Origin of the sequence: Mesorhizobium sp. L2C084A000, assembly GCF_000502875.1 — a bacterium.
Taxonomy (GTDB): Bacteria; Pseudomonadota; Alphaproteobacteria; order Rhizobiales; family Rhizobiaceae; genus Mesorhizobium.
In genome coordinates this window covers 968,110-986,818 of the sequence record NZ_AYWX01000001.1, presented here as the reverse complement: position 1 = coordinate 986,818, position 18,709 = coordinate 968,110, and the positions used below count along the sequence as shown (strand labels likewise).

The following is an 18,709-nucleotide window of genomic DNA, read 5'->3' as shown; positions in this document are numbered from 1 at the left end:
TCATACGCAGGCGAAAATCGCCGTCCAAACTATAAATGTCGCGAAGGCAGCGCAACGCTGGCGCTGGCTGTTCCAAGGCATTGAAACGATCGACGTTCGGTAAGGCATCGGCCTGCTTACCAGCGTCAAGGTGCGCTTCCCCACACGCCCACGGTCGCCTCCTACCCGGGCCCCGACTGGGGACGCCGGGCCTGTCCATAAACCGTCGGCCGGTGCTGCACTTCCACATTCGACACAGTCTGATCGCAACGAACTCGATGCTGCTCGAAGCAAAATGGTGCGGCTCTGACATGGATCAGGGCGAGCAGGCGACGGCTGCGCAATAAGGCACCGCGGTTTGGCATCCGCCGGAATTGGAAATCGGGGCTTGCGATGAAATTCGGCAAAGAAATCGTGCTTCTAAGCCTGTTCGCATTCGCGGCTTTGGTGGCCGCTGGCGCTGGGGTGAATGAACCCTTTCGCCAGCATATGTGGGTCTTATTCTTCGCCTTGGCTGGCTTCACTGCGATCCTGTTGCGCAACACTGAGTTCAGGCCTGCCGCGCCGATCGACCCGTCCGCTTACATGGACGGGCCAATCCGCTATGGCGCCATCGCCACCATGTTCTGGGGTGTCATCGGCATGCTTGTCGGCGTGGTCATCGCGCTGCAGCTTGCCTATCCCGATCTCAACATCCAGCCCTGGTTCAACTTTGGCCGTTTGCGGCCACTGCATACGTCGGGAGTCGTCTTCGCCTTCGGCGGCAACGCGCTGCTTTGCACGTCTCTCTATGTCGTGCAACGCACCTGCCGCGCCCGGCTGTTCGGCGGCGATCTCGGCTGGTTCGTGTTCTGGGGCTACCAGCTCTTCATCGTCATGGCCGCGACCGGATACCTGCTCGGCATCACCGAGAGCCGCGAATACGCCGAGCCCGAATGGTATGTGGACATCTGGCTGACCATCGTCTGGGTCGCCTATCTCATCCTGTTCCTCGGCACGATCCTGAAGCGCAAGGAACCCCACATCTACGTCGCCAACTGGTTCTACCTGTCCTTCATCGTCACCATCGCGATGCTGCATGTGGTCAACAACCTCTCCATGCCCGCCTCCTTCCTGGGCTCGAAGAGCTATTCGGCTTTCTCCGGGGTCCAGGACGCTCTGACGCAATGGTGGTATGGCCACAACGCCGTGGGCTTCTTTCTGACCGCCGGCTTTCTCGGCATGATGTATTATTTCGTGCCCAAGCAGGCGAACCGGCCGGTCTATTCCTACCGGCTGTCGATCGTCCATTTCTGGGCAATCATCTTTCTCTACATCTGGGCTGGACCCCATCATTTGCACTACACCGCCTTGCCCGATTGGGCGCAGACGCTCGGCATGGTGTTCTCGATCATGCTGTGGATGCCGTCATGGGGCGGCATGATCAATGGCCTGATGACGCTGTCGGGCGCCTGGGACAAGCTCCGCACCGATCCGATCATCCGCATGATGGTGATGGCCATCGCCTTCTACGGCATGTCCACCTTCGAGGGCCCGATGATGTCGATCAAGACGGTCAACTCGCTGTCGCACTATACCGACTGGACCATCGGACACGTCCATTCGGGCGCACTCGGCTGGGTTGGCATGATCTCGTTCGGCGCGCTTTATTACATGGTGCCGAAGCTGTGGAACCGTGAACGGCTCTACTCGCTGCGCCTCGTTACCTGGCACTTCTGGCTGGCGACGCTTGGCATCGTTGTCTACGCGTCGGTCATGTGGGTGTCCGGCATCATGCAGGGCCTGATGTGGCGCGAATACGACGAGCAGGGCTTCCTGGTCTACTCCTTCGCCGAAACCGTGGCCGCCATGCACCCCTACTACATCATGCGCGCCATCGGCGGAGCCATGTACCTTTCCGGCGCCCTGATCATGGCGTGGAACATCGCCATGACCATCCTTGGCTACCGGCGCGAGGAGGATCCGATGCCCGGCTCCGTTCCCGCCCTCCAGCTTGCGCGATGATGAGACAGAAAATGAGGTTGATGAACAGACACGCGGTCATCGAGAAGAACGCTACACTTCTTCTCCTCGGGTCGCTGCTGGTCGTGACAATCGGCGGCATCGTCGAGATCGCGCCGCTCTTCTATCTCGACAACACGATCGAGAAGGTCGAAGGCATGCGGCCCTACTCGCCGCTCGAACTCGTCGGGCGCAACATCTATGTGCGTGAGGGATGCTATCTCTGCCATAGCCAGATGATCCGCCCGTTCCGTGACGAGGTCGAGCGCTATGGGCATTACAGCCTGGCGGCCGAGTCGATGTATGATCATCCCTTCCAGTGGGGATCGAAGCGCACCGGACCGGACCTCGCTCGGGTTGGCGATCGCTACTCAAATCTTTGGCATGTCGAGCACCTCACGGACCCTCGTTCCGTGGTGCCGGAATCCATCATGCCGAGCTATGGCTTTCTGAAGGATACGCCGATCGCGGTGAAGGATTTCTCGACGCATCTGGTTGCCAACAGGCGCGTCGGCGTTCCCTACTCCGACGACATGGTCGCTAACGCCAATGCTGATTTGATGGCGCAGGCTGATCCCAATGCCGACACGTCCGGCCTCGAGGCCCGCTACCCCAAGGCCAGGATCGGCGATTTCGACGGTGATCCGCAGCAAGTCACCGAAATGGACGCCCTGGTTTCCTATCTCCAGATGCTCGGCACGCTTGTCGATTTCAAGAACTACGATGAGACCGCCGGCTACCGCTGAGGACAATGGCGATGACGTACAATTTCATGCGGGAGTTTGCTGACAGCTGGGGCCTGCTTGCCATCGCTCTTTTCTTCATCGGATCCGTTGCCTTTGCACTTCGCCCCGGCAGCCGCAGGCAAGCCGGCGAAGCAGCTCAAATTCCTCTGAAGGAGGACTGATCATGAGCAGCGATCACATTGACGAGGTTTCCGGCATCTCGACGACCGGTCATGAGTGGGACGGCATTCGCGAGCTCAACAACCCGCTCCCGCGCTGGTGGGTCATCACCTTCTACATGACCATAGTCTGGGCGATCGGTTACACAATTGCCTACCCGGCATGGCCGCTGTTGCACTCCGCGACAAAGGGCGTACTTGGCTATTCCAGCCGCAACGAAGTCAAGAACGAGTTGTCCGCGGCCGAAGCGGCAAAGGGCAAATATGTCGCCGCAATAGAGTCGAAAAGTGTTTCGGAGATTGCTGCGGATGACACGCTGCGCGAATTCGCCGTCGCTGCCGGCGCCGCCGCGTTCAAGGTCAATTGCGTGCAGTGCCACGGTTCTGGCGCCCAAGGGTCCAAGGGCTTTCCGAACCTAAATGACGACGACTGGCTGTGGGGCGGCGAGGTGGACCAGATCCAGCAGACGATCGCTCATGGCATCCGCTTCGCCTCCGACCCGGCTACGCGCCTGTCGGAAATGCCGGCCTTTGGCGACATCATCACCGCCGATCAGATCAAACAGGTCAGCACCTACGTTGCCAGCCTGTCCGGCACTGTCGGCGATCAATCGTTGGTCGCGCCCGGCGCCAAGGTCTTCGCCGAAAATTGCGTGGCCTGTCACGGCGACAATGCAAAAGGCAACAAGGAACTCGGCGCTCCAGATCTGACCGACGCCATCTGGCTCTACGGGTCAGGCGAAGCGGCCATCGCCGCCCAGGTCACCGCGCCGAAACAGGGCGTGATGCCGGCCTGGGGCGCGCGCCTCGGCGAGACCAAGGTCAAGGAACTGGCGGTCTACATCCATTCGCTTGGCGGCGGAGAATAGGAGCAGAAGCCTATTCTCGTCCTCCCCCTCCCGCCAAGCGACGAGGCCCGGCGCAAGCCGGGCCTCGGCATCATCCAGAACCGATGAGTCGGTTTCCGGCGAAATCGTCGCTGATGACTGGAGCTTCTCGTGCTTGATAACACGCAAATAGAAAGGATCGAACCCACGCCGGTCAACTCCGCCAAGGTGCGTCAGCCAATGTACGCTGCGCGCAAGAAGATCTTCCCGAAGCGGGCCTCGGGCAGCTTTCGCCAGTTCAAATGGCTGGTGATGGCGGTCACGCTCGGCATCTACTATCTGACGCCGTGGCTGCGCTGGGATCGGGGCTCGTTTAGCCCGAACCAGGCCGTGCTGCTCGATGTCGCCAACCGGCGTTTCTATTTCTTCTTCATCGAGATATGGCCGCAGGAATTCTACTATGTCGCCGGCCTTCTGGTCATGGCCGGCGTCGGTCTTTTCCTGATCACCTCGACTGTCGGCCGTGCCTGGTGTGGCTACACATGCCCGCAGACCGTATGGGTCGATCTGTTCCTGGTCGTCGAGCGAGCCATCGAGGGTGACCGCAACGCTCGTATCAAGCTTGATGCCGGTCTCTGGACTCCCCGCAAGCTTGTGCTGCGGGTATCGAAACACGCCATCTGGCTGATCATAGGCGCGCTGACGGGCGGCGCGTGGATCTTTTATTTCGGTGACGCGCCCAGCCTGCTTGGCGAACTCTTCACCGGCACGGCAGCCCCCGTCGCCTACATCACCGTCGCCGTGCTGACGGCAACGACCTACACGTTCGGCGGGTTGATGCGCGAGCAGGTCTGCACCTATATGTGCCCATGGCCGCGCATCCAGGCAGCGATGCTCGACGAAAGTTCGCTCACCGTCACCTACAATGACTGGCGCGGCGAACCGCGTTCGCGTCATGCGAAGAAGGTGCAAGCTGCAGGGCAGTCCGTCGGCGACTGCGTCGACTGCAATGCCTGTGTCGCGGTCTGCCCGATGGGGATCGACATTCGCGACGGCCAGCAGCTCGAATGCATCACCTGCGCGCTTTGCATCGATGCCTGCGACGGCGTCATGGACAAGCTCGGCAGGGAGCGTGGGCTGATTTCCTACGCGACGCTCTCCGATTACGACGCCAACATGATGCTGGCGACCGCGGGCGGCTCCAGTTCAGTCAACCCGTCGCTGGTCAGGACGGATGACGGCCTGTTTTCGGACAGAGTGGCGCATTTCCACATCCGCAAGATCTTTCGGCCACGCACCTATGTCTACATCGCTATGTGGTCGCTGATCGGCCTGGGCCTCCTCTACTCGCTGCTGACGCGCGACCGGCTCGAAATCAATGTCCTGCACGACCGCAATCCACAATTCGTGACGCTCTCCGACGGCTCGATCCGCAACGGCTACACCGTCAAGCTGCTCAACATGATCCCCGAGCCGAGGACGATCGTCGTAACCATGCAGGGCCTTGAAGGCGCTGACATGGTCGTCGTCGGCGACGACATCCCCGCAGGCCGTTCCTTCGCCATTCCGGTCGAACCCGACCGCCTGAAAATGCTGAGGGTCTTCGTTCGCCAGCCGGCGGACCAGATCCGCGCTCCGGCACAGACCTTCAAGTTCCGCGTCGAGGACAGAGCCAGCTTCGAGTCGAACGAGTACACCGCCACCTTCAACGCGCCGGAGACTGCCAGATGAGCGCCAGAACACAAAAAACCCGCGAATTCACCGGCAGGCACATGTTGGCCATCATCCTGGCCTTTTTCGGTGTGGTCATCGCGGTCAATCTGACCATGGCGACGCTTGCCAACACGAGCTGGACCGGCCTGGTCGTCGAAAACACCTATGTGGCGAGCCAGCAGTTCAACAGGAAGGCCGAGGAAGGGCGCGCGCAGGCAGCCCTCGGCTGGACCGGCAAGCTGACCATCGCAGGGGGCGAAGTCCGCTACAGCCTTACCGACGCCGCCGGCAAGCCGGTCCCCTTGCATGGCGTCAAGGTGCTGTTCCGCCATCCCGCTTACGAAAAAGAGGATGAGTCCATCAAGCTCGCCCTCGCCTCGGGTCAGGAATTCGCCGCCCAGCACATGCCGAAGGATGGTGTCTGGATCGTCGAAGTCGACGCCGATGCCGGCCTGGATAAACCGTATCGCGACGTCCGCAGGATCATGATTTCCAATGGAGCGCTGCAATGAGTTGTTGTGCACCGGGCGCCGAAATGGCGCTTGATCTGGTCAACGCCGGATCGGTTCTGCCGTCCAGCCAGGAGATCAGGCTGGCGAGCCGCTCGCTTGGCGATGATCTTCGCCAGACCGATCTTTCGGTCCCCACGGTTCATTGCGCGGCCTGCATCCAGGCGATCGAGACAGCACTGGGAAAGCTCGATCAAGTGGAGAGCGCTCGTGTCAACCTGTCGACGAAGCGGGTCGCGGTCCGCTGGCGTGGGAACCAAGTACCACCACTCGTCGCCGCGCTGGGACGGCTGGGCTACGAGGCGCATCTGTTCGACCCCGAGGTCGACAACAAGGACAAGACACTCTCCGAGCTGATCCGCGCCGTTGCTGTCGCTGGCTTTGCGGCGGGCAACATCATGCTGCTTTCGGTCTCAGTCTGGTCCGGTGCTGAAGGCGCTACCCGCGACCTGTTCCACTGGGTCTCGGCGCTTATCGCCATCCCTGCACTCGCCTTCGCCGGCGGCATCTTCTTCCGTTCGGCCTGGAATGCGCTGCGTCACGGCCGCATGAACATGGATGTGCCGATCGCGGTCGGGGTGTCCCTCGCCTACGCCATGAGCCTCTATGAGACGATCACCCATGGCGACCACGCCTATTTCGATGCATCGGTGTCGCTGCTGTTCTTCCTGTTGATCGGCCGCACGTTGGATCATGTCATGCGCGAACGTGCCCGGACCGCCGTGAAAGGCCTGTCCCAGTTGGCCGCACGTGGCGCCATGGTGCTGCGCGGCGATGGTGCACGCGACTATCTGCCGGTTGGCGAGATCGAACCCGGCATGCTGCTGTTGATCGCTGCCGGCGAGAGAATCCCCGTCGACGGCAAGATCATTCAAGGGGCCTCGGATCTGGACTGCTCGTTGGTTTCCGGCGAGAGCACGCCTCGAAACGTAGCGGCAGGTGAAGCCGTGCAGGCCGGTGTCCTCAACCTAACCGGCCCGCTGACGATCGAGGCGACCGCCGCCGCGAAGGATTCGTTCCTGGCGGAAATGGTTCGGCTGATGGAGTCCGCAGAGGGCGGCCGCGCGCATTATCGCCGGATCGCCGACCGCGTTTCGGCGCTCTATGCTCCGGTGGTTCATCTGACCGCCTTCGCGACCTTCCTTGGCTGGATGGCGGCGACCGGCGACTGGCACCGGGCGATAACCATCGCCATTGCCGTTCTGATCATCACATGCCCGTGCGCGCTCGGCCTCGCCGTACCGATCGTCCAGGTGGTCGCGGCGCGGCGCCTGTTCGAGAACGGCATCATGGTCAAGGACGGTTCGGCCATGGAGCGCCTGGCGACGATTGATAAAGCGGTGTTCGACAAGACCGGAACGCTCACCCTCGGCCAGCCCCGGCTGGTCAATGCGGACTCGATTGATCCGGCCATGCTGGCAATCGCGGGAGACATGGCTGCGCACTCGCGTCACCCGTTTTCAAAGGCCATAGCCGGTTTTGCCCGCCTTGGCGGGCAGCACAAATTCGATGCCGTCACCGAGCACCCGGGTTTCGGGATCGAAGCCACAGCGACCGGTAGCACCTGGCGGCTGGGCCGGCGCGGATGGGCTGGATGGAAGGCCCGGACCGGCGGCGAAGGCAAACATGGCTATGGCGGAACGGTGTTGACAAAAGACGGGTTCATTGTCGCGACCTTCGATTTTGAGGACGCGCTGCGCGCCGACGCCAGGGCGGCCATCGATCAACTGCACAACGCTGGTATGTGCGTGGAAATGCTGTCGGGCGATACCGCGGGCGCCTGCGGCGAAGTTGCAAAAATGCTGGGTGTCGACAATTTTATTCCGTGCCTGCTGCCGTCCGGCAAGGTCGAACGCATTGAGACGGCGGCGAAAGACGGACACAGGGTTCTGATGGTTGGCGACGGTCTCAACGATACGCCTGCGCTGAGCGCTGCGCATGTCTCGATCGCTCCTGCCACCGCCGCCGACATTGGCCGCAACGCGGCCGATTTCGTATTCCTGCGCGAAAGCCTTCTGGCAGTGCCTCTCGCGCTGGATGTTTCGCGCAAGGCGGGAAGCCTGATTCGCCAGAACATCGTGATCGCGATCGTCTACAACGCCATCGCCGTGCCGATCGCGATACTGGGGCATGTCACGCCTCTTATCGCCGCGATTGCCATGTCAGCCTCGTCATTGCTCGTGGTTGGAAATGCCATGCGTCTGCAAGGCTTCGCAACGGGTGCGTCGTCCGCAATTGCGCGGCAAGACAGGCCCGCGCGCGCCGGCGCCATGGCTCAATCGTCATGACGACGCTCGTCTACCTCATCCCCGTAGCGCTATTCCTTGGCGCACTCGGCCTGTCCGGCTTCCTTTGGGCGTTGAGAAGCGGCCAGTACGAGGATCTCGATGGCGCGGCGGAGCGCATTCTCATCGACAGCGACGACGGCGCGGAGAATGCCACTCGTTCCAAGTGACTCAGATCAACGCGCCGCGGGTCGGGATGTCCTATCGTCGTCCGACGAAAGATCAGGAGGGTGAGGATGCAAGCCGAATCCTTAATGACAAAGCCAGTCATCACGACGCATGCGAACGCGACGATCGCCTAAGCGGTCATGCTTTCAAGCAAAGTCAGCTGCCTGCCGGTAACGACCAGCGACGGCACCTTGGTTGGCATTGTAAGCAAAAGCGACTTCTTGCGCCGAGAGGAACTCGGAACCCAGCGTGTGCGTCCGCGATGGCTGGAGCTTGATCTTGCCCCGGGCACAACCGCCAATGACTATGTGTGCGCTCGAATGGACGGATCATCCATCAGGTGATGACCACACACCTCATCTCGGCGCCTCCTGTCGACCTCATGATGCAACACCGCATCAACAATGTCCCGATTGTCGATCGGGAAAGGGTCGTCGGCATCATCACGCGAACTGATTTGCTGCTTGTCCTGATCCGCCATGCCGAAACAGGGAACCACGCCACCCGATGACGAACTGATCCGCAAGGCTATCCTTGCCGAACTGCAGCCACAAACCTGGAGCGGTGGGACTTGATCGATGTGAGGGTCAGCGACGGCCTTGTCGAACTGAAGGGGGCGATTGTCGACGAGCGTCAGCGGAAGGCAGCGATCGTTGCGGCTGAGAAGGTTGCCGGCGTCGGGCAAGTCAAGGACCGCCTCCTCCTCAGTACGGATCCGTTCTCAGTGATGGTTTCATAGCTGCGAAAAAAGCGGGGACGCCAAGCAGAGTCCCTTTGGTTTGCTCCCTTCCCACATCATTTGGACATGAGGCCGTCGGCGAGTTCCTTCGGCGTCTAGCGCGTTATGGTCGGAGAGCACGCTGTCGGCAGCAAGACGCCCGTCCTGACGGAAATGCGATGGCCGCTGCCTGTTTTGGTGGGGCTTGGACCGGGGCTTCCTGTGGATATTGAAGAGCGGCCAATACGAAGATCTCGACGGCTCCGCCGAGCGGGTCCTTATCGATCGGGAAGAGCCGCGAGGCTGAACCGGTTGGCGGCGCCAACGACTGTGCGGATGCTGGTCGTCAGTCGACCGAATCTTTGCTGGCGATTGCCCGCGTCATGACGATATCGGCGCGGTGCGAAGAACGGATCAGCCACAATACGTTGCCGAACCTTTGGCCAAGAGGGGCACGCGATTGGGAAGCCGACCATTCAGAATGCCCAGACATGGAGACGTTTTCACGGCAATCGACCACTCGACCGTGAACCCGCCGCTGACGGGTTTGTCGAGCCTGGTTGATCCAGATCAGCGTTATCTCTTCATCGGCATGGTTTCATTGACCAGGCTTCCAACGGAGAACGCATGTCTATCGAGTTGGGGAGATGAGCGGCAAACCGTGGGTGATTGCGATGCTTCAAGAGCGCTTCGTGTCGAAGATAGCCGCTATGGCGGCACGCTGATGGCCGGCTATGTCGACACATTCGACATCATTGTCGTCGGAGCTGGTCCGGTCGGACTTGCCTTCGCAGCATCGCTCGCCTGGAGCCGACTCAAGGTGGCAGTGGTTGAACGGCAGTCGCTCGACAGCCTGGCGAATCCGGCTTTCGACGGTCGCGAGATCGCGCTGACCCACGCATCAGTGAGAATCCTTCGCGAGCTCGGCGCCTGGGATGCCATCCCCGCATCGGACAAATCACCGCTTCATGGCGCGCGCGTGCTCAACGGATCCAGCCCTTTCGCCCTGAGCTTCGATGCTCCCAGCGGATCTGGGGAACCACTCGGATTTCTGGTCCCAAATTGTCGGATCCGCGATGCCCTGTTCAAAATTGTCCACTTCCAGGATCATGCCCGGCTGCTGTGCGGCAACTCGGTCGTCAATGCAACAAATAGCGAAGACGAGGCGGTCATAACGCTTTCTGATGGCAGGCAATTGGCCGCTCGGCTGCTCGTAGCAGCGGATTCGCGTTTGTCCGCGATGCGCGACCTGCTCGGCATTGGCGCCACCATCCATCCGCTTGGCCACTCCATGCTGATTTGCCGAGTGAGGCACGAGCGCGTCCATCACCAGATCGCGGTCGAATGGTTCGACTACCATCAGACCATAGCGATGTTGCCGCTCATGGAAGGCGTGTCGTCGCTGCTTCTGACTTTGCGCTCAAGCGAGGCCGACAGACTGTCTGCTCTCGATGACGAATTGTTCCGCATGGAATTGATGAACAGGTGTCGAGGACGCCTCGGGCAGATGACCCTGGCAAGCACCCGCCATGCCTATCCGCTGGTCACGACCTGGGCGCACAAGTTCTCGGCTCCGAGTGCGGCACTGATCGGAGACGCTGCCATCGGCATGCACCCGGTGACCGCGCATGGCTTCAACATCGGCCTCAGCGGCCAGAAGCAACTCGCTCATAAAATACTGACAGCATGTCGCGCCCGCCGCGACATTGCCGATCCCGACATGCTCGGCAGATACGAAAGCCGGCTGCGGCTGTCGGCGGGGCCGCTCTATCATGCCACCAACATGCTTGTCGGTCTCTACTCAAGCGAGCACTCGGCGGCACGGCTTGCAAGACATGCTGGGCTCCGCTTTGCCCAACATCTTCCCTTTGTCCGCCATGGCATTTCGGCCATGCTCAGGCGGTGAATCGCACAGAGCGCTGCCGCTCTGGAACGCTGTCTCGGCGAGGCTTCCTTGTCTTGCTGGCGCGCGTCGTCGCGGGCACGGCTGCTTCCTGGTGACGTTGCCGATCATGGCATGATTCGGATCAAGGCACGCGCGCGGGCGAAGCCTTGATGATTCGGCAATGCTAAGCCAAAGGTGTGACCCGCAGCATGGTGAGCGCACTGGTTACCCTCGCTGGGTAGTTAACCCGTCCTTCAGTGGGCTTGCATAGGTTTGGTCCTCGCGAACAACGACGCAAGCAAGCTGGTCCATTCATGGCACCCCTAAAGGAAGAAGAATCGCTGGAGGCCAAAATCCGTCAGGATCAGCTTGCTGACCTGAGGGCCGGGCTCTTCGTGTCGATGCCGATAAGCGCGATCCTGTCAGGCCTGATTTGCGCGGTGCAGGCCCTTTCTGGCGGCGGCTTTGCCGCTGCCAGCTGGTTCCTGGTCGTCAATGCGCTAAATGCCGCCCGGCTTGCACTCGCCCGTTTTCAGCTAAAGGAAACGGGGCGCCATCAGGATTTGCTTGGCGTTTTGCCGCGCCTTCGCATGTTTGGCGTCCTTGCCCTTCTGGCAGGGTTTGCATGGTCCTTCCCGGCCGTGCTGACTGTTGGATACACAACACCACAAGCACCGATGCATCTGGTCATACTGGCGGGCATTTCAGCTGGTGCGGTTACATATGGCAGTTCGTATGCCGCGGCGGCGACCAGCTTCATCACACCTCCACTCCTCATCACGGTGGCGTGCCTTTTGGCGAAAGGCAATTTTGAACGCTACATTCTGGCTTTCACCGTTCTGCTCTTCATGGGCGGCTTGGTCCGAGCTTCGTTTGTTGGGCAGGCGCGCTTCCGCGAAGCAAGCCGCCTGAGACATGAGGCAGAGCGATTTGCGTCGGAAATGGAGCGCAACTCCAGGGAGGACCATCTGACCGCCCTTCTCAACAGGCGGGGCCTTGAACACGCCATCGGTCGGTTCAAGACCGCGGATGGCCCCTTCGTGGCAATGCTGATTGATCTGGACGGCTTCAAATCTGTCAACGACACCTACGGTCACAGGACCGGTGATGAACTGCTTGTCATGATCGCCCGCCGCATAGAGCAGGAAGCACCCGAAGGCTCAACGCTCGCTCGTATCGGCGGCGATGAATTCGTGCTGGTTTTTCCCTCAACGAGAGCTTCGCTTTCTGCCAGTGATCTCGCCTCCAATATCATAGCCAAAATTGCTCGCCCCTATATCGAAGTCGCGTCCGTTCGGGTCGGGGCATCGATAGGGATATACTTGGCGCAGACGCCGAGCCTGACTGAAATGTTGTTGCGGGCGGATATCGCCCTGTATACGGCCAAGCGCCATGGCAGGAACGAATTTTGCCTTTTCGATGCCGAACTCGACAGGGAACTGCAACGTCGCCAGTCGATCGAACGGGATCTTCATTCGGCGATAAAGACGGGAAGATTGCAACCTTGGTTCCAGCCGATCGTGAAACTCGAAACCGAGACCGTGGTCGGTTTTGAAGCCTTGCTGAGATGGTCCCATCCGACGCATGGTGCCATCTCTCCACCCGAAATCATCACGGCCGCACGCGAAACCGGAATGCTTCAGCTGCTGACGCAAACCGTATTCGCCGACTGTTGTGCTTTTATCGACGGCTTGGTGAAAGCTGACTGTCGTGACATTCGTGTGGCGATGAATGTTTCCCCTCGCGAACTGGAAGCCGGCGATATCGACGACATGGTTCTGGAGGGTCTGGCGGCAAGAGGCCTGCCTGCGACGATGTTCGAAATCGAGATTACCGAAGAATCGCCGGTGGACCCGGACAGAGTGGATGAAAAGCTCGGACGGCTTTCACATGCCGGTGTTTCCATCGCGCTCGATGACTTCGGCACCGGCTTTTCTACCTTGGCATCTCTCAAGGACCGTCGGATACGCAAGGTGAAAATAGACCAGGGCTTCATTCGCGGCTTGGCCAAGTCCCGAGAGGACCGACTGCTTGTCAAATCGGTCATCGAACTCGGTGACATGCTCGGGATCGAGGTCATGGCCGAGGGCGTCGAAACAGAGGCGGATCGGCAAACCCTGCACAAGCTTGGCTGCCGAACCGCTCAGGGCTTCCTCTTCTCCAAGGCTGTGCCTTTGATGCAAGCACTGGAAATGGCAGTCAAACAGCACGCGAACCAGTTGTGACCGCTCCCGCCGCGCCGGCTGTCGCGGCCGTGCGCTGCCGAATTTGGCTACAGAGACTTGCCTGCTCGAAACACGTGGCAGTGGGCGTTGTGCATCAGCCGGCGAACAGTTCCTTGTAGCCGATCGTCACCATCCAGTTCGCACGGTCGATATGGCTGCGAAGAGCTTTGCGGGCGCGGACCGGGTCAATGGACGGGTCGATGCCGAGAATGCGCTCGGCCATCTCCTTTTCGCTGGCATTGTCGGCGCAGGCATCCAGGATCCGCAGGTAGATCGTGAAATGCTCCCTGTCGTAGCTCGTGAGGTTCTCCGACCAGGGGACTTCATCGCTCAAAGTTGAGCTTCGAGTCTCATCTGTTCCCATTGGTCCATTCATGCCTGCGAACCTCGCCTGTGAGCGCACGCAGCATATCCCAAAATGGGATAATCCGAAACCGGGATTAGTCGCTGATCCGGTCTTTACCCGACCGGTTCGCCTCCATGCCCAAATCCCTTCGATCGCCCCGCCACCAGCGGTTTCTGGCCCAGCTGGTTTCGCTGCGCAAGGCCAAAGGCCTGACCCAGGAGCAGCTGGCTGACAAGCTTGGTCGTCCCCAATCCTTCGTGGCCAAGTACGAGGGCGCAGAGCGGCGTCTCGACGTCATCGAGTTTCTCGACATAACTGCGGCCATTGACGCTGATCCGTGCGAGATTCTGTCCAGCCTCCGGTCCTAGCGGGCGCGCCGCATCTATCATGATCCGGACAGGAATATTGTCTAGGACAATGCCTCAATTTGTTGAAAGGCGAGCGCTGGTTTTCGGAGGAAGCCGCGCGCACGGCGGCGGTGCCTTTGGGTTCTCGACGTAACTGCGCCGCCTGACCATGTGCGAAAAAACTTGGCGCGCGCCCGCGCGCCTGACGACGCGCACCAGGTGCTCGTGAACCGAGCCCGCTTTTCTTCGGCAAGCTCAGGCGGTCTCGGCCATTCGGCTTCGCCCCTTGGCGTGGGCAGCCCTTCGGGCTGTGACGGCCGCCGCCCTTGCGGGCGGCGCGGTTTGTCTGTTGGCCTTTCCCGGTGGCGCGGGGGGGGGCGGCACTCCCTTCTAGACCCGCTGCGGCAGCCCGCAACCCTTCGCGTGCCGCTCAGGGTCCTCCTCTTCGTTCCGGTCCTTCGGATGCGGTCCGCCTACTGGGCGGGCCCTTCCGGTCGCGACTCGCCGCCCACCCCGCTTCCGGGGAAAGGCGCGGCGATTGGTGAGCGGAGGATAACACATGCGTGCAAACAGCAAGCGTACCACCAGCGGAGAGGCTGGCGCAGGCAAGGGCAGGCGCCCGGGCGCCAGCCTCTATCAGGAGATCACCGACCGCATCATTGCCGAGCTGGAGCGCGGTACCGTGCCATGGGTCAAGCCATGGGGCAGCGCAAAAGCAGGCCTCGGCCTGCCGAGGAATGCGTCCACGGGGCGCAGCTATTCCGGCATCAATATCCTCATCCTGTGGGGCGCCGTCATCGAGCGCAGCTATCCCAGCCAGAATTGGCTGACCTTCCGGCAGGCGCTTGCCCTGGGCGGCAATGTCAGGAAAGGCGAGCGCGGCACGACCATCGTGCATGCCGACCGCTTTGTCCCCAAGGACGAGAAGGAGCGCGCACGCCACGAGGGCGATGCACCACAGGCCGTGCCTTTTCTGAAGCGCTTTACCGTCTTTAATGTCGCGCAGTGCGACAATCTTCCGGAACACCTCCATGCCCCCGCCGAGCCGCTGCCTCAGTGCGAGATCGCGCCGCAGGCCGAAACGCTGATTCGCGCCAGTGGTGCGGATTTCAGGGTCGGCGGCGATCGCGCTTTCTACATGCCGGGCAGCGACCACATTCAGGTGCCGCCGCAGCCGGCGTTCCATCAGCAGATCGACTATTACCGGACCTGCTTTCACGAGCTTGGCCACTGGACCGGCCACCCGACGCGGCTTGCTCGCGACCTCTCCGGCTCCTTCGGCTCCAAGGCCTACGCGCGTGAAGAATTGGTCGCCGAAATCACTGCCGCCTTCGTCTGCAGCAATCTCGGCATCGAGCCGACCGTGCGTCACGCCGATTACATCGGCTCATGGCTGAAGGTGCTGCGCGAGGACAACCGCGCCATTTTCCGTGCCGCCAGCCTCGCTTCGAAGGCCGCCGATTTCCTGCTTGGCCTTCAGGCCGATGCGGAAGGCGAGGCGCAAGAAGGGACTGCGGCATGACGATGCCCGATGCTCAACTGGCCACGACCGAGCCGACGCCGGATAGCGAGGAGATGCCCATTCCCGACGGCGCCCGGGACTCACCCGCCCCGATGCAGAACTATGCCGATCTGCATCGCCAAGGTGCGCCCCGGGTCGCAGCGCGCAGCCAACGAGACGGTGACTGCCATCCTTGCCGGCTGCAAGGCTGACACCGCATTCGGCAAATGCGGCACAAGCTATTGGCCTGCCCGGTGGTGGCCAGCGGCAATCGCGACCCCTTGCTGCCGCCGGCATGTTCGCGCGCAAGGTGGGCGCTCTGCGACGACAATCTCGTGCGCGTCGTGGGCATATGGTGGCAACCGGACGATGGCTTTTCGATCGCTTGCGCGACGAGGAAATCGCCGATTCGATGCTCACCGAGATCGGCTTCAAGCATGTCGCCGACAGCAATTTCGCCTGGAAGGTCGAGTCCCAAACCGAGACTACCCTGGCGTCGAGAATGGCCGCTTCAGGTTGAGACCTGGCTGCCGCGCTGGGTGAAATTCCCGGCCGAAAGCTACACCAGCCGCGAGGCTTCCTATTCGCCGATCTGTGCGCAAGGAAGCAGTCGCTGTTCGTGCGCGAATAGTCGATCACGGCCCGAGCGGCGTTTTCTCGAGTACTGCCGCTGAGGACGCGCGCGCCGCTCCGGGCCGCGCCGGCTCCGATTGATCGTCTTGCCGAGCCAGTGCCGCGTGCGATAAATTCCAACGCCAATTCGCCCCCATTTCGGCAGCCCCGCACCGCCCCGGATTGCTTGCTGAGGCGCCAGGCGCATGGCGCCAATTGTACATCCGATTGCCGAGAGAGCCCGCGCCGCCGGCCCCCCGCATATTGCCGCCTGCTCGTTGTGCCCCCGATCGCGCAACCTGTCTCCATTGTGTCTCAGGGACCATTCCCCTGCGCCTGGCTTGACGACCTATGGGCGGATCCGGCCGGCCCGAAACCCTCGCCGGCAGCTTTTTCCCCGCCGCCTGCGGCGGCTTCCTCGCGCCGCTTCGCTTCAAAAAAACTCCCCGCTCGGGTCCTCCGCTATCGCTGCGGCCGTGCCGGTTCCGGCGGTCCGGACGCGCCCATCACGGTCCGCCATCGCAGGGGAATGGTCCCCTGCGAGCACCAAGAGGAGACTGAAAATGACCGCAATCGGATACGTCACCAAACAGGAAAACGGCGGCTACAAGGGCCAGCTCAAGACGCTCAGCGTCCGCGCCGACATCGACATCGTGCCCAATCAGGCAAAGAGCGCCGACACCCATCCGGACTACCGGGTGCTGACGCAAGGGGTCGAAGTGGGTGCGGCCTGGATCCGCACCGGCGAGACCTCCGGCAAGGACTATGTGAGCCTGTCGATTGCGGCCCCCGAGTTTGGCCCGCGCAAGCTCTACGCCAATCTGGGCCGCGCCGCCGGCCAGGATGACGACGACACTTACGCCATCATCTGGAACCCGGTCGACTGACCGGCCGACCCGCAAAGCCCTGCGCCGCCCACCGGCGCAGGGCCTCTCTCAGGACCCGTGAGGCCGCCGAAGGGGCGGCGAAAACTCGCCCCCCACTCTTCGCCCGTCCCCAAAACGATCTCGCTCGCCGATCCTCGCTTCGCTTGCCCGTAACGAACCGAGGATCATCATGGACGACGAAAACGAACGCGCAGCCCGCGCCAAGAAGGGCAGTCCGTTTCTCAACACCGCGCAGGCGGCCTTCTATATCGGGCTGTCCCAGCGCACGCTGGAGAAGATGCGCCTCAAAGGCGGTGGCCCACAATTCCGCAAGCACGGCCGCTATGTCCGCTATCACATCGACGAACTCGACGACTGGTCGAAGGGGCACGCGCAGGAGACCGCGCCCGAGGATGGCGCGCACGAATCCGGCTCGGCCGGTGAGGGAGGCCGCTCATGAGCCGGCGTCCCACCATCCGTCTGATCGGCAGCCATCTGCGGCGCATTCGAGCCCGCAAGACGATCGTCGTTGCCACAATCGGCCTTGGCCTGATCGGCTTCGCCGCCTTCGGCAAACCATCGCCCTGGCTGGTCTGGAACGCCTCGGCGAGTGCGCCGGTCGGCCTCTATCGCGTCGCATCCGGATCGCCCGCTCGTGGTGATCTCGTACTCGTCCACCCGCCAAGACCGGTCGCCGATCTCGCCGCCGAACGCTTTTATCTGCCCAGCAACGTGCCGCTGATCAAGCGCCTTGCGGCGCTGCCCGGCGAGCATGTCTGCACCTTCGGCGACGCCATCATCATCGGCGGCGAGATAGCCGCGCGCCGGCTTGCAACCGACACGCAGCACCGTCCGCTGCCTTGGTGGAATGCATGCCGAAAACTCGCCGCCGACGAGGTTTTCCTGCTCGGCAGCGATAAAGATCGCTCGTTCGACAGCCGCTATTTCGGGCCGGTGCCGGCCGAAAACATCCTCGGGAGGCTCGTGCCGCTATGGACCGAGTGACCCTCCTTATGCTGGGCATGGCGTGTCTCGCACCATGCTCCTGTTCCGCCGCGACCAACACGAAGCCGGTCGTCATCTCCCATAGTCCGCAGCTTGCAAGATGGCAGCCCTTCGTAGCCGAAGCAAGCCGGCGTTTCAGCATTCCACAGACCTGGATTTATGCCGTCATGGATGCCGAAAGCCGGGGGCAGACGACGCTCAATGGGCGGCCGGTCACGTCGAGCGCCGGCGCCATTGGCCTCATGCAGGTGATGCCAGCCACCTACGAGGAGTTGCGCGCAGAGCTTGGCCTGGGAGCCGTCCCGCACGACCCTCGCGACAACATTCTGGCAGGCACTGCCTATCTGCGCGCCATGTATGACCGCTTCGGATTTCCAGGCCTGTTTGCAGCCTATAACGCCGGGCCGGAGCGCTACGAGCAGCATTTGCAGCGCGGGCGACCGCTGCCTAGCGAGACGGTTTCGTATCTGGAAGAGATCAAGGCGGCGGGCATTTCGGCCGCCGATATGGACGCGCTCACCGGCAAATCCCGTTCCAAAAGCGCGCCGGGAATCCCGTCCGGGCAGTCGCTGTTTTTTCTCCGAAACGGTGTTTCCGTGACCGGCCCGAATGGCCAACTCCTGGTGCCGCTCGGATCGGAGCGAGCAAGATCAGGCCGGCCGGATCGCAGGTGAGGGCAGCGGCTACCGTGGTTCGGGCGGGGGCAGGGAGGCAGGTCGGCGGAAGGCAAGATAAAGGCAGCGCCTCCTGGAGGCGGCGAAGTGTTTGTCTGCACATCGTTTTTCCAGGAGGTTGCCTCCGGGTCCAGGAGGGTCTGG

At 61.8% G+C, this 18,709-nt stretch carries 22 protein-coding genes and 1 pseudogene; 22 read left to right on the top strand and 1 reads right to left on the bottom strand.

Annotated elements, in window-relative coordinates; all coding sequences use genetic code 11:
* The first annotated feature begins 372 nt into the window (after positions 1–372).
* From ccoN to X735_RS161325, 14 genes and pseudogenes are all read left to right on the top strand, one after another.
* Positions 373–1,983 (top strand): cytochrome-c oxidase, cbb3-type subunit I, encoded by a 1,611-nt coding sequence (gene ccoN / locus X735_RS161280; protein ID WP_023809314.1) that lies wholly within the window; start codon positions 373–375, stop codon positions 1,981–1,983.
* A gap of 11 nt (positions 1,984–1,994) precedes the next feature.
* The gene (gene ccoO / locus X735_RS161285) at positions 1,995–2,726 is read left to right on the top strand and encodes a cytochrome-c oxidase, cbb3-type subunit II (RefSeq protein ID WP_023735813.1); all 732 of its coding nucleotides are present in this window, start codon (positions 1,995–1,997) and stop codon (positions 2,724–2,726) included.
* Positions 2,727–2,737: 11 nt separating this feature from the next.
* Entirely contained in the window at positions 2,738–2,887 is a 150-nt protein-coding gene (locus X735_RS161290; RefSeq protein ID WP_023735812.1) for a CcoQ/FixQ family Cbb3-type cytochrome c oxidase assembly chaperone, read from the top strand.
* 2 nt (positions 2,888–2,889) lie between these two features.
* Positions 2,890–3,753 carry a cytochrome-c oxidase, cbb3-type subunit III gene (gene ccoP / locus X735_RS161295; protein WP_023809313.1) on the top strand — a complete coding sequence of 288 codons (864 nt, stop codon included), beginning with the start codon at positions 2,890–2,892 and terminating at the stop codon, positions 3,751–3,753.
* A 129-nt stretch (positions 3,754–3,882) separates the two neighbouring features.
* A complete protein-coding gene (ccoG, locus tag X735_RS161300) occupies positions 3,883–5,442 on the top strand; it encodes a cytochrome c oxidase accessory protein CcoG (protein WP_023809312.1) in 1,560 nt (519 codons plus the stop codon).
* Positions 5,439–5,936 carry a FixH family protein gene (locus tag X735_RS161305; RefSeq protein WP_023809311.1) on the top strand — a complete coding sequence of 166 codons (498 nt, stop codon included), beginning with the start codon at positions 5,439–5,441 and terminating at the stop codon, positions 5,934–5,936. Before ccoG ends, X735_RS161305 begins: the two co-directional genes overlap by 4 nt.
* On the top strand, positions 5,933–8,221 hold the full coding sequence (locus X735_RS161310; RefSeq protein ID WP_023809310.1) for a heavy metal translocating P-type ATPase: 2,289 nt from the start codon (positions 5,933–5,935) through the stop codon (positions 8,219–8,221). The genes X735_RS161305 and X735_RS161310 overlap by 4 nt, the downstream gene beginning before the upstream one ends.
* Positions 8,218–8,388 carry a cbb3-type cytochrome oxidase assembly protein CcoS gene (ccoS, locus tag X735_RS161315; protein WP_023762793.1) on the top strand — a complete coding sequence of 57 codons (171 nt, stop codon included), beginning with the start codon at positions 8,218–8,220 and terminating at the stop codon, positions 8,386–8,388. Before X735_RS161310 ends, ccoS (X735_RS161315) begins: the two co-directional genes overlap by 4 nt.
* Before the next feature lie 138 nt (positions 8,389–8,526).
* On the top strand, positions 8,527–8,730 hold the full coding sequence (locus X735_RS1000000169610; protein ID WP_245273066.1) for a CBS domain-containing protein: 204 nt from the start codon (positions 8,527–8,529) through the stop codon (positions 8,728–8,730).
* Positions 8,730–8,897 carry a CBS domain-containing protein gene (locus X735_RS1000000169605; protein WP_348625571.1) on the top strand — a complete coding sequence of 56 codons (168 nt, stop codon included), beginning with the start codon at positions 8,730–8,732 and terminating at the stop codon, positions 8,895–8,897. Before X735_RS1000000169610 ends, X735_RS1000000169605 begins: the two co-directional genes overlap by 1 nt.
* Before the next feature lie 69 nt (positions 8,898–8,966).
* Entirely contained in the window at positions 8,967–9,125 is a 159-nt protein-coding gene (locus X735_RS1000000169600) for a BON domain-containing protein (protein WP_245273072.1), read from the top strand.
* 144 nt (positions 9,126–9,269) lie between these two features.
* A pseudogene (ccoS, locus tag X735_RS1000000167120) lies at positions 9,270–9,411 on the top strand (cbb3-type cytochrome oxidase assembly protein CcoS).
* A 417-nt stretch (positions 9,412–9,828) separates the two neighbouring features.
* The gene (gene ubiM / locus X735_RS161320) at positions 9,829–11,010 is read left to right on the top strand and encodes a 5-demethoxyubiquinol-8 5-hydroxylase UbiM (RefSeq protein ID WP_023809307.1); all 1,182 of its coding nucleotides are present in this window, start codon (positions 9,829–9,831) and stop codon (positions 11,008–11,010) included.
* A gap of 293 nt (positions 11,011–11,303) precedes the next feature.
* Positions 11,304–13,214 carry a bifunctional diguanylate cyclase/phosphodiesterase gene (locus tag X735_RS161325; protein WP_023809306.1) on the top strand — a complete coding sequence of 637 codons (1,911 nt, stop codon included), beginning with the start codon at positions 11,304–11,306 and terminating at the stop codon, positions 13,212–13,214.
* Between the two features lie 94 nt (positions 13,215–13,308).
* Here the strand turns inward: X735_RS161325 and X735_RS161330 are convergent, their stop codons facing one another.
* On the bottom strand, positions 13,309–13,590 hold the full coding sequence (locus X735_RS161330) for a DUF2285 domain-containing protein (protein ID WP_081734753.1): 282 nt from the start codon (positions 13,588–13,590) through the stop codon (positions 13,309–13,311).
* A 104-nt stretch (positions 13,591–13,694) separates the two neighbouring features.
* Here X735_RS161330 and X735_RS161335 point away from each other — a divergent pair, with 104 nt between their 5' ends.
* The 8 genes from X735_RS161335 to X735_RS161360 all read left to right on the top strand — a co-directional run bounded on the left by X735_RS161335 (position 13,695) and on the right by X735_RS161360 (position 18,565).
* Positions 13,695–13,928 carry a helix-turn-helix transcriptional regulator gene (locus X735_RS161335; RefSeq protein ID WP_023735803.1) on the top strand — a complete coding sequence of 78 codons (234 nt, stop codon included), beginning with the start codon at positions 13,695–13,697 and terminating at the stop codon, positions 13,926–13,928.
* A 538-nt stretch (positions 13,929–14,466) separates the two neighbouring features.
* Positions 14,467–15,429, top strand: coding sequence for a zincin-like metallopeptidase domain-containing protein (locus X735_RS161340; RefSeq protein ID WP_023766617.1), 963 nt, complete (start codon positions 14,467–14,469; stop codon positions 15,427–15,429).
* The gene (locus X735_RS1000000168580; RefSeq protein WP_155930546.1) at positions 15,426–15,620 is read left to right on the top strand and encodes a hypothetical protein; all 195 of its coding nucleotides are present in this window, start codon (positions 15,426–15,428) and stop codon (positions 15,618–15,620) included. Before X735_RS161340 ends, X735_RS1000000168580 begins: the two co-directional genes overlap by 4 nt.
* Before the next feature lie 83 nt (positions 15,621–15,703).
* On the top strand, positions 15,704–15,928 hold the full coding sequence (locus tag X735_RS1000000168575; protein WP_155923851.1) for a hypothetical protein: 225 nt from the start codon (positions 15,704–15,706) through the stop codon (positions 15,926–15,928).
* 655 nt (positions 15,929–16,583) lie between these two features.
* Entirely contained in the window at positions 16,584–16,907 is a 324-nt protein-coding gene (locus X735_RS161345; protein ID WP_023735798.1) for a DUF736 domain-containing protein, read from the top strand.
* A gap of 169 nt (positions 16,908–17,076) precedes the next feature.
* The gene (locus X735_RS161350; RefSeq protein WP_023735797.1) at positions 17,077–17,346 is read left to right on the top strand and encodes a helix-turn-helix domain-containing protein; all 270 of its coding nucleotides are present in this window, start codon (positions 17,077–17,079) and stop codon (positions 17,344–17,346) included.
* On the top strand, positions 17,343–17,891 hold the full coding sequence (locus X735_RS161355) for a S26 family signal peptidase (RefSeq protein WP_023809303.1): 549 nt from the start codon (positions 17,343–17,345) through the stop codon (positions 17,889–17,891). Before X735_RS161350 ends, X735_RS161355 begins: the two co-directional genes overlap by 4 nt.
* Positions 17,879–18,565 (top strand): lytic transglycosylase domain-containing protein, encoded by a 687-nt coding sequence (locus X735_RS161360; RefSeq protein WP_023766619.1) that lies wholly within the window; start codon positions 17,879–17,881, stop codon positions 18,563–18,565. Before X735_RS161355 ends, X735_RS161360 begins: the two co-directional genes overlap by 13 nt.
* Positions 18,566–18,709: the final 144 nt, after the last annotated feature.

Bases quoted from the DNA above. Each gene is read 5' to 3' on its own strand.
- ccoN (WP_023809314.1), top strand. From the start codon at position 373: ATGAAATTCGGCAAAGAAATCGTGCTTCTAAGCCTGTTCGCATTCGCG.
- ccoO (WP_023735813.1), top strand. From the start codon at position 1,995: ATGAGGTTGATGAACAGACACGCGGTCATCGAGAAGAACGCTACACTT.
- X735_RS161290 (WP_023735812.1), top strand. From the start codon at position 2,738: ATGACGTACAATTTCATGCGGGAGTTTGCTGACAGCTGGGGCCTGCTT.
- ccoP (WP_023809313.1), top strand. From the start codon at position 2,890: ATGAGCAGCGATCACATTGACGAGGTTTCCGGCATCTCGACGACCGGT.
- X735_RS161305 (WP_023809311.1), top strand. From the start codon at position 5,439: ATGAGCGCCAGAACACAAAAAACCCGCGAATTCACCGGCAGGCACATG.
- X735_RS161310 (WP_023809310.1), top strand. From the start codon at position 5,933: ATGAGTTGTTGTGCACCGGGCGCCGAAATGGCGCTTGATCTGGTCAAC.
- ccoS (WP_023762793.1), top strand. From the start codon at position 8,218: ATGACGACGCTCGTCTACCTCATCCCCGTAGCGCTATTCCTTGGCGCA.
- X735_RS1000000169610 (WP_245273066.1), top strand. From the start codon at position 8,527: ATGCTTTCAAGCAAAGTCAGCTGCCTGCCGGTAACGACCAGCGACGGC.
- X735_RS1000000169605 (WP_348625571.1), top strand. From the start codon at position 8,730: ATGACCACACACCTCATCTCGGCGCCTCCTGTCGACCTCATGATGCAA.
- ubiM (WP_023809307.1), top strand. From the start codon at position 9,829: ATGGCCGGCTATGTCGACACATTCGACATCATTGTCGTCGGAGCTGGT.
- X735_RS161325 (WP_023809306.1), top strand. From the start codon at position 11,304: ATGGCACCCCTAAAGGAAGAAGAATCGCTGGAGGCCAAAATCCGTCAG.
- X735_RS161330 (WP_081734753.1), bottom strand. From the start codon at position 13,590: ATGAATGGACCAATGGGAACAGATGAGACTCGAAGCTCAACTTTGAGC.
- X735_RS161335 (WP_023735803.1), top strand. From the start codon at position 13,695: ATGCCCAAATCCCTTCGATCGCCCCGCCACCAGCGGTTTCTGGCCCAG.
- X735_RS161340 (WP_023766617.1), top strand. From the start codon at position 14,467: ATGCGTGCAAACAGCAAGCGTACCACCAGCGGAGAGGCTGGCGCAGGC.
- X735_RS1000000168580 (WP_155930546.1), top strand. From the start codon at position 15,426: ATGACGATGCCCGATGCTCAACTGGCCACGACCGAGCCGACGCCGGAT.
- X735_RS1000000168575 (WP_155923851.1), top strand. From the start codon at position 15,704: ATGTTCGCGCGCAAGGTGGGCGCTCTGCGACGACAATCTCGTGCGCGT.
- X735_RS161345 (WP_023735798.1), top strand. From the start codon at position 16,584: ATGACCGCAATCGGATACGTCACCAAACAGGAAAACGGCGGCTACAAG.
- X735_RS161350 (WP_023735797.1), top strand. From the start codon at position 17,077: ATGGACGACGAAAACGAACGCGCAGCCCGCGCCAAGAAGGGCAGTCCG.
- X735_RS161355 (WP_023809303.1), top strand. From the start codon at position 17,343: ATGAGCCGGCGTCCCACCATCCGTCTGATCGGCAGCCATCTGCGGCGC.
- X735_RS161360 (WP_023766619.1), top strand. From the start codon at position 17,879: ATGGACCGAGTGACCCTCCTTATGCTGGGCATGGCGTGTCTCGCACCA.